1 protein-coding gene is annotated in these 698 nt (G+C 24.9%); it reads right to left on the bottom strand.

The genetic code is table 11. The annotated features are described in order from the left end of the window. Nucleotides 1-97: 97 nt before the first annotated feature. Complete coding sequence (locus tag CLPUN_RS11075; RefSeq protein ID WP_077847342.1) at nucleotides 98-526, bottom strand: N-acetyltransferase; 429 nt, start codon at nucleotides 524-526, stop codon at nucleotides 98-100. Nucleotides 527-698: the final 172 nt, after the last annotated feature.

The following is a 698-nucleotide window of genomic DNA, read 5'->3' as shown; positions in this document are numbered from 1 at the left end:
TATTTGTATTGCGTAGTATCGTACAACAAAAAATACCGCAAATTCATTTCTGAATAATGCGGTATTCTCTTAATTTCATATTTTGTTATACTCTAAATTATTTATTACCGAAAGACATAGTATATTCAATCTCCTTTGTTTCTTCACTAAAATGCTCATCCAAAACTTTAAAACCGTTTTTTAAATAAAAATTTACTGCATTTTTGTTTTTTATAAACAAATCTAATTTAAGATGAAAATATTTAGACTTACAATACTCTATTAACTTCTGACCTATCCCTTCTCCTTGATATTCTTTTTTTACAAAAAGTCCTGCTATATAATTTCCTTCTATAACTCCTATAAAAGCCTTTATAACATTATTTTCTTCAAATATATAAATATCCGCTGACGGTAACATTTGTTTAACCAAATCATAATTATTAATCCAATATTCCTTTTTTATAAAATTATGGGCATCTATATTAGTGTCAATCCAAATTTTCATTACTACATCTAATTGGCTTAAATTAAAATTTTTAATCATACTCTTCTCCTCAATTTCTTAAAATATTAAAAATAAGAGTCGAATACATCCATCAAGTTCACCCTTTCTGCTAAATGTAATTATCTTTCCCTTATTAATTATAACATATTTTATAAGTACCGCATTATTCACTTTTCAAAGAACATCATTATTATTAGTTGCTACGCAAAAT

The organism is Clostridium puniceum, from assembly GCF_002006345.1.
GTDB lineage: Bacteria > Bacillota > Clostridia > Clostridiales > Clostridiaceae > Clostridium > Clostridium puniceum.
This window is presented reverse-complemented; position numbering and strand designations above follow the sequence as displayed.

Excerpts from the sequence above, each read along its gene's own strand:
- CLPUN_RS11075 (WP_077847342.1), bottom strand. The coding sequence starts at position 526 with ATGATTAAAAATTTTAATTTAAGCCAATTAGATGTAGTAATGAAAATT.